The sequence below is a fragment of the Bacillus cereus group sp. BfR-BA-01381 genome, assembly GCF_022663555.1.
Classification (GTDB): Bacteria; Bacillota; Bacilli; order Bacillales; family Bacillaceae_G; genus Bacillus_A; species Bacillus_A pacificus.
Map to the genome: position 1 here is coordinate 1 of NZ_JAKUFR010000136.1, position 8,562 is coordinate 8,562.

Sequence of the window (8,562 nt, forward strand, 5' to 3'; positions counted from 1 at the left end):
TTAACTTCTCCGCCAGTATTCGGTTTTTCTTCTGGCTTAACTTCTCCGCCAGTATTCGGTTTTTCTTCTGGCTTAACTTCTCCGCCAGTGTTTGGCTTTTCTTCTGGCTTAGTCTCTTTCTCTTTTTCTATTACATTAATAGAATTAAATAAAAACTGACTATATTGTTCTCGTGTTACAACTGATGCTGGTGAATACATATTACCACCTGTACCAATCGTAATGCCCTTCTCTTCTAAAGCACCTATTGCCTTGTACGACCAAGAGTTTTTATCAACATCTACAAATGATGTATTTTTAGTTCCCTCAAATTTGAAAGCATTTGTAAGTACCTGCGCCATTTGTTCGCGTGTTAAGATATCATCCGGGCCAAATTTCCCTTCTCCATAACCCTTAATAACACCAACTTTAGCAAGTGCTAGAATCTCTTTTTCAAACATATGCCCTTTAATATCGCTAAATGGGTTTTTGAAATTACCCGCATCCGCTGGCTTTAAGTAGTTATAGATCATGCGAGCAACTTGGCCACGAGTTACATTATCGCCAAAACCAAACTGTCCATTACCGTAACCAGCAACAATATTTCTATTCGCTAAGTTTGTGATTGCTTTAGTCGCCCAGTGGTTATTTGGTACATCATAGAATGATATAGTATCAGCTTTAACTTCAGCTGGCTTGATATGGTCAACATTGATTCCCATACCCGTTCCCATCATTGTTAATGCTGCCGTTGTAGTTAGAATTGTTTTTTTCATGATTAATCCTCCAGTTTAATATTTCATCTTAATATACCTATAATACAAAATATATTACCACTGTAACAATACTAGCGACATAAAACCAGCAATTATAGAGATTGCTGCCGGAAAACGGTAACTCATACTGATTATTTTCAAACCTTCTGTTGTTAGTTCAATGCTAATCTTCAGAAATTTAAAGGAATGGTAGCCGCTTATTGTTCTGGTAAATATATATTTTTTTACAAACAATAAAATCACAATTAACCCATATATTACTGCTGATAAAATGAATACTGTTACATGTAATAAAATCGGTATCAATAGCCAATGTATCTTCAAAGACCCTAAGATATATAAATACATAGATGAAATTACTATCATTTTTGTATCTCCGGGCGAAAACTTAGCCAATGGCATCTTTTCTCTAATTAACACACCAATTATTAATGCAACAATTGCGATTACGAGTAGAGCTAACACATTCTTATTCTGAATTACACAAAGAACTATTGAAAGACTAAAAAATATTAAGTGCCAATAGTTTTTAGTAATCAGATACTTTAAATCCATAAAAACATTTAAACTCATGTAAACTGTATATAATATCAAGGTGTTCACGAATTTTTAACATCACCACCTATAAAATCTAATTTCTTATAATTAGCGATTTTGAAGTCTACTTGAGAATAATCAATTTGTATAAAGTAAAAGAATAAAATTTTGTCAATTATGGCTAGATTGACGACCTCGTATGAGGCTGTTATAAGTTATTCCCAGTCTAACTTATAACAGCCTCACACAGCACAACGTTTTCGGCATGTACGAAGAACCTCGTATATCTACCTTTTGATATTGATCGCTTCATCGAAACGTCTACTTGGGATATTTCTCACGATTATATCAATCAGATCATCGATACACTGTTAAATTACGGCCACAGATGAGTTTTAAGTTCCACTCACCAAACTCTACTCGTCGACCTAACCCTCTAGTGACCATATCAAGGGCGGCACGCAATATTCATTTATCAAAGGATCAATTTGTGCTGTATACAAAATTCCAAGTGGAATCCCCACCAATAGATATTTCATTCAAACGGAATCTTAAAATACTCTCACAGCACACTTCAAAATCGCTAAACTTCAACTTACTCTGCAATCTTTTTGGGTTTTCTTATCGCTACAAGCTCATCTTCTGGATTTTTCCTTTTAGCAATAAGGTTATTATTTTTATCCACTACTGATCGTACCTTATAATATACTTGGGCTATTTTTACGATTTCCCCTGTTTTATTTTCGATAGCGACAGCACCTTTTAACTGATATGTTTTCCCATCAAAAGTTTTTACAGAGTGAGCTTTACAAGATACATCATAAAATGTAAGCCTACTTTCTTTTTCCATAAACTCCCCCCTTTGAAGGTATTTACTATCAATAAAAGAAAAATAATAATAAAATAATATTTTTTTATCTTATCAATGCTTATAAACTCTTCTTATCATTTACAATAGAAAAGTGTATACATAATGATAAAATGCAAATATTTTAAAGCGATTAGCTAACGAGGGTGTTCATCCTCAAGTTTGGCATAATATGAACTAGATTCGAACAGTCTTTCAAGAGGTTCTTTTAAATATGTACTTATTTTCCTAGCCCTTTTAGCATTAACACCACTTCTGCCTATTTCAATGCTATAAAGAGTGTTTTCAGGAATATCAGTACCTTTAGAAACTTCTTGTACAGTTAGATCTTTTTCTTCTCTAACTTTTCGTAAAACTGTTGAATTAGTTTTATTTGACAAAGCCAAATGCTCACCTCCTTGTCTATATTCTATTTGATTATTAATCAAACGTCAACAGTTAGAAGAACATTTTTATTCCAACGGAATAAAACAAGTGAAGTGACTTCAACTAATCGCAATAAAGTACGAAAGGTTGATTGGATTGGAAGACAACATTTTTGGTAGAAATTTAAGAAATTTAAGGAATTTAAAGGGGTTAAGCTTAAACGCATTAGGTAAAGAACTTGGCGTAACAGGAAGCGCGATATCTTCTTGGGAACTTGGTAATAAAGAACCAAATTTCGATATGTTAATAAAAGTAGCTAACTATTTCAAAGTTAGCATCGATTATATGTTAAACCACCAAGTTTTTGATAATGAAGCACAAAAGAAAGAAGTAGTCTCTCAATTGGCCAATGAAATATATGAAAGATACAAGAATATTCCAGATAGCAAAAAACCTATGGTTAAACAAGAATTAATCAAATATGTGAATTACTTAAATTTCACGGCACAAGCTGAAGATGAAGAATTACAAAAAATAAAAGAAAACAATGAAGATCAAAACGAAAAATAAATGGGTAGGGTATCTGTTTCAGGATACTCTACCCTTTATTTTCAAATTGTTGAAGTACATCTAAAATCTCATAGAAAAATTCCACTGGATTTTCTTGATTATTCAGTACGTCTTCAAACAAGTCTTTTTCTATTTGTTTTTCAATGAACTGCTGATCAATTTCTTTAAATTGCATAAATCTCCCTCCACTGAATATTACATTTAATCAGATTACGGAATTCATTTAAATTCGGCATAGAAATTATGGTGACATTGAGCATCAGATACGTTAGATAAAAATATGACGATTGAACGATATTGTTTGTACAATTGGATGTCGTTCAACCGTCATACAAATAGCTATTCTTTCATAAGCTCTTCGGTCTTTATCCCAAGAGCTTCAGCTATTTTCTTGATATTTTGATAAGTAGGGTATTTTCTTTCCCCACTTTCAATCTGAGAAATTGTCGGTTGTGGAACACCGGATTTTTTTGCTAAATCTAATTGAGTCCAGCCTTTCTGCAACCTTGCTTCTCTTATCATAGTCATCATTGTACTCAGCCCCTTAATATTCGATATCGAATAATTAAATTACTGTATATATGATACGAGCCTAAAATAAATTCGGGAAGGGTTAAAAAGATACCCCTTCCCGAACCGCGATTTAAATGTTAAAATATAATGTTTTTACGATTTTAAAACTATCACTTTTTAATTTTACTATTAATCATTTTAAATTGTTTTTTTATAGTTTCTACTGATTTAAACAACATATCAGCGATTTGATTCTTATTTAAGCCTTTTTCTTTTAACTTATATACTTCCCTCTCCGAAGGTGTTAAAACACTAATTTTCCTTTCCGTCTTCAAAGCATTAACAAGTGTAAAAGAAACATCCGAATGAATACTTACCTTACCTTGATATGCATCTCTAATTGTGCCTGGAATGTCTCTATATGAGGTTTTAGTCACATAATTTATAGCGCCATTATCGAATGCCTCCAAAATAATTTCTTGTTCTTCCCAAGAAGTCAACATGATAATATTTTTAAAACCTCTATCATTCCAATAATTTGCAACCTCTAATCCATTTAAATTTTCGTCATCATTTGAATTAGACAATGTTAAATCCAGTAGTATTACATCTATATTTTCAATATTTATTTGTAAAGCCTCTTCTTTTGTCGTAGCTTTTTCAATAACTGTTATATCATTTTCCTTCTCTATATACTCACACAAACATTTCATCCATACTGGATCATCTTCAACAATGGCCAATCTAATTATAGTCATCCTTTATGATCCCCCATCTATATTAAATTGTTCATTAACTTCAAGAACTCTCTTAGCTGGAAGTGACAAAGTAAATGTAGTCCCTTGATTAACTTTACTTTTAATAGAAATGTCGCCACCATGCTTCTGCATTACGTTATAGGAGTATGTTAGACCTAATCCATAGTTCCCTTTTGTACCTTTAGTACTAAAGAAAGGATTTAATACCTGATCTAGTTTGTCTTTTGGAATCCCTTTCCCACTATCAGTAATCTCTATATATACTTTCCGTCTAGTATTATAAAGCTTAACTAATAATCTTCCGTCATTACTCATTGCTTCCAAAGCGTTCTTAATAATATTTAATAGGGTTTCTTGTATATGTATAGGATCAGCACATACTTTCACATCTACTTCATACTGCTTAATAACCTGTACATTCGAATTTAAATACGGTTGAAGTAAAGCCAATGTAGATTCAATATTATCTGATAGCCAAAAGTTTGATTCTTTTAAGTTCATAACGTCTAATTTACTTTGTATACGTGCGGAAAGTTCTAAAACATGTTGAGTAGAATTAAGGGCTAACTCTATACTCTCATTGGCTTTTTCAGTTAAATTATGTTCTTTTAACTGACTGACTAAAAAATCAATTTTTGCTATTTCATTTTTAATCGTATGATTCAATAATGCCGTTCCAGATGCAACAGCCTTCATAGTGGTATCTCTGTGTTGCCTTTCAAAACGAATTTTAACATCTAAAAAACCATACCTTATAATCAAGTACCCAAATATAACAAACTGAATAGCAATAACCAATGGATTATAAAACCATACATCTTTTATACCCAAAGCTTCCAAAATGATATTTGTAACCAGGGCAAAAGTATTTACCGGAAGAATAACTAAACATGTAAATATTTTATTCTTCTTTATAGCCGGCCTTGTTTCCCGAAAAGTAGAGTAAATCATTAATATATTTGTTCCCATAACATAAGGAACTGTCCAACAAGACAAAATAACATAATCAGTTTTAAACTCAGGATATATTTGATCAATACTATACATATAGAAAACCGGTATTAAAAACACCACATTCCTTAGTATTCTTTTCACAGATGAATTAGTCCTAAAAACCCCTGAAAACACAACCCCAAACATCCAAATAGCATATGGCGTCAAATAATGCCCCCATGATGTTGCAATTGCATCCATCCATAAAATAAATTCTGGACGATCTGGCCCTATTCCGAGCATCACTCCAAAACCGCCAAACCCACCAAACAGGGCGATTGCACTTCCCCACCGTGTTTCTTCATTTTTAGGATTAGTTAGAAATAATATGGCTGCCATCATCCACAGTAAAAATACCAGCACTATCATACATACACCCCGATATTATTCGTTTTCGAATATTCGTTTCCGAATAAATTCTATGGTATCTGATGCAATTTGTTTTCTTTTAAGTACAATCCCAGCATGGCCACAATTATAAATATAACGTGTGGGTTTATTCCATTCTTCCCAAAGATAACTTGTATCCTTCATATGTACGTATTGATCATGCTTTGCTGAAATCAATAGAATATTCTTCTGATTCATTATTGGTGTAGCTTGACTTGGTTCAGTAATTTTCCAACTCTCCACGAGTTCTTCATATGTAACACCGTGAACAGACAAATCCTTCTTTATATATTTACCCGGATTTGTTTTCCAGATCGAATATGAAAGACGATTTGCATAAAAAACAGAGGTCAACACATCAATTTCTGGTTCAACTAATGCCGTTAAATTTGTAATAAATCCACCCAAACTCACACCTATTAAAATTACAGGGCCTTTTTTATTCTTCTTAATCCAATGAATCAATCCTCTTAGATCAACAACCGCTTGTTGTGTAGATTTTACAGTACGTTGTATGTCCGCACTTACCATATACTCACCACTAAACAATGATTCTTCCGGCTCCCTAGCAAAATGATAAGGTAGAGTAAAATAATATAAATTCCAATCTAAATCTATCATTTTTTCATGAAAGATTTTCTTCACACGTTCATTACTTTCCATACGCCAGCCATGAACAAAAATAACATTAGGTGCATCCTCATTTCTATTTAAATAAGCTTCACCGCTTACCAGATCATTAAAAGGATCATCACTTTCCAATAGACTTTGATATTCAAATTTAGCGATATTATATTTTTGCAAATCCGACACTTCATTATTAAATTGAATATCAATTGCGTGATCTACTTTATAAAACTCTTTAATATCTACAGATTCCATTTCCGGAACCCCCGAAAATTGGTATTCCTTGCTTCTTTTTTTATGCAAATCATAAAGCGCGCATAAATCTATTAACTTTGAAAATAACAATTTTATTATCCCTCCAAATATATTTAAATAAAAAAAGCTCGCTAACTATAAAAAAGTATTTTTCCTTACAGAAATACTAGATTATAATTGCTCTGCTCGTCAGACCTTAACATTGTATAATTTGTACTCTATTAAATCAAAAGGTATAAATCCCCTTAATTACCTTAATAAGTTTATTAACCGGGATTTTTTTTGAGAATTAATCAAACGGAAGAAATAGACTTTTCAATGAGTTGATATTTCATGAAAAAAAGGATAAAATATATAACTAGAAATATATAATCCAAAAAGAGATTTATGTTATAGTTATTTCATATAAAAAGGAAATTAAGTTCAATTTATTAAAAAAAGACAAAAAAATAAAACTCCACCCACCGTTTTCAATTGATTTCTAGTTTGGCGACTGTATCAATTGAAAACCCACGTTAGCAGAGTTTTTTACACAAAATTTATTTTATGGTTAAATTATATCATAAGTAATGAAGTTTTGTGAACAAAAAACTCGCTAATTTTCCGATATTGGGCTGGAAATATTAGGGAGGTTTTTTCGTGTTATTAAAAAATTTTTTATTAAGCAAAGCAAAATCAGAATTAAGTCCTCAACTTCACCATCTTTCAAAAACACCTGGTGCTATTAATAAAGCAATCAAAAAGGTCATCAAAGAAATTGATAATATTGTTTGGGACCTAGAAGGTGTTACCACTAAAGAATTTCTTGAAACAACTCGTAGATATCAAGCTCTTGAAACAGTTTTATCTTTCCTAGTGCAAGAAGGATATTCTCAAGTAAGACAAGACTATATCAGCAAGAAATCAGGAATTTCAAAACCACTAATTAATGAAATCATCGCATGGCTAGAAGAAATAGGTGTATGCCAACAAATCAAAACACGTAGAGAAGGAAAAAAGGCTCCATCTGTATATATTTTAGCGATCCATTCAAATTACATACAAATCATTGAGTACTTTAGAAAAAAATGGGCTTTAGCAATTGAAGTAACAGATACATTTTCTAAACTATTACAAGAAAAAGTACTCAATAAAAAGCAAACTGAAGAACCTAAAGAAGAACAGCTAAATAACAATAGACAACAAGGAGTTCATCATTTCAATTTAGATTCAAGTTCTGAAATACCAAAGAAACTCCAAGAACATGCAAGCTCTGACCAAATTGATTTATATGAGTATGCAAAAAAACGTTTTAAAAACAATAATCATGTAACTGAAGAAGATTGTTACAAAATAGCTATTAAAATGCCAAAATCTATGGATAAAGTACAATTTGATGCTTTCTGTGAAACTTTAGAATGTTTAAATGTACAAGCATCATCTATAGACCATATTGCTGCATGGGTAGAAGAAGCATATATGATTAAATATAAAGACCATTTAAATAAACAAAAACGTCATGGCCAAACGGAAGTAAAGCAAAATAGATTTAACCTTATTGGAAATCTTGATGTATTTACAAAAGCTTTAGGAATTACATATTGATAGCCTTTTTTAATATATTTATAATGAGCCTTGCAAAAAAATAAGGGGTATGCAAGGCTATTTGTTGTGTCTAAAAACTAAATTGGTATATATTTTTCTTCAAAGAATCTATCATATATATCATTATGCTCATAAAAATAGGCAAACACTCTTTCATTCATATGGATCATCTATTATCTACCACAAAATTAATTAATCAATTTAATCCTCTAGCACTTCTCCTATACTCCCCATATTCCCTATATTTCGCTATTCTTTTTATCTGTTAAACTCTGCAAAACTGGACTTACTTCCCTAATATTCTCTTTTATTATTGAATATTCGATAATATAGAATGTTGACTTAG

Annotated in this window: 10 protein-coding genes; 2 read left to right on the forward strand and 8 right to left on the reverse strand. The window is 31.6% G+C overall.

Features of this window, described 5'->3' with window-relative positions:
• The 3 genes from MR079_RS26590 to MR079_RS26600 all read right to left on the reverse strand — a co-directional run.
• A partial coding sequence (locus MR079_RS26590) for an S-layer homology domain-containing protein (RefSeq protein ID WP_242294939.1) occupies positions 1-755 on the reverse strand: 755 nt, incomplete at its 3' end.
• Between the two features lie 1,132 nt (positions 756-1,887).
• Positions 1,888-2,142 carry a hypothetical protein gene (locus MR079_RS26595; RefSeq protein ID WP_000410279.1) on the reverse strand — a complete coding sequence of 85 codons (255 nt, stop codon included), beginning with the start codon at positions 2,140-2,142 and terminating at the stop codon, positions 1,888-1,890.
• Positions 2,143-2,297: 155 nt separating this feature from the next.
• A complete protein-coding gene (locus MR079_RS26600) occupies positions 2,298-2,546 on the reverse strand; it encodes a helix-turn-helix transcriptional regulator (protein WP_061112679.1) in 249 nt (82 codons plus the stop codon).
• Positions 2,547-2,682: 136 nt separating this feature from the next.
• Between MR079_RS26600 and MR079_RS26605 the strand changes: the two genes are divergently transcribed.
• Entirely contained in the window at positions 2,683-3,096 is a 414-nt protein-coding gene (locus MR079_RS26605) for a helix-turn-helix domain-containing protein (protein WP_061112678.1), read from the forward strand.
• A 28-nt stretch (positions 3,097-3,124) separates the two neighbouring features.
• Here MR079_RS26605 and MR079_RS26610 read toward each other — a convergent pair whose 3' ends face one another.
• The 5 genes from MR079_RS26610 to MR079_RS26630 all read right to left on the reverse strand — a co-directional run bounded on the left by MR079_RS26610 (position 3,125) and on the right by MR079_RS26630 (position 6,722).
• Entirely contained in the window at positions 3,125-3,271 is a 147-nt protein-coding gene (locus MR079_RS26610) for a hypothetical protein (RefSeq protein WP_001159719.1), read from the reverse strand.
• 164 nt (positions 3,272-3,435) lie between these two features.
• A complete protein-coding gene (locus MR079_RS26615; RefSeq protein ID WP_465038433.1) occupies positions 3,436-3,624 on the reverse strand; it encodes a helix-turn-helix domain-containing protein in 189 nt (62 codons plus the stop codon).
• Positions 3,625-3,779: 155 nt separating this feature from the next.
• The gene (locus tag MR079_RS26620) at positions 3,780-4,367 is read right to left on the reverse strand and encodes a response regulator transcription factor (RefSeq protein WP_061112677.1); all 588 of its coding nucleotides are present in this window, start codon (positions 4,365-4,367) and stop codon (positions 3,780-3,782) included.
• A 3-nt stretch (positions 4,368-4,370) separates the two neighbouring features.
• Complete coding sequence (locus tag MR079_RS26625; protein WP_087095672.1) at positions 4,371-5,729, reverse strand: sensor histidine kinase; 1,359 nt, start codon at positions 5,727-5,729, stop codon at positions 4,371-4,373.
• A 15-nt stretch (positions 5,730-5,744) separates the two neighbouring features.
• A complete protein-coding gene (locus MR079_RS26630) occupies positions 5,745-6,722 on the reverse strand; it encodes an alpha/beta hydrolase (protein WP_242294940.1) in 978 nt (325 codons plus the stop codon).
• A gap of 549 nt (positions 6,723-7,271) precedes the next feature.
• On the opposite strand from MR079_RS26630, the gene MR079_RS26635 reads away from it, so the two are divergent.
• Positions 7,272-8,216: a hypothetical protein gene (locus MR079_RS26635; protein ID WP_087095673.1), complete on the forward strand. Its 945-nt coding sequence runs from the start codon at positions 7,272-7,274 to the stop codon at positions 8,214-8,216.
• Positions 8,217-8,562 lie beyond the last annotated feature (346 nt).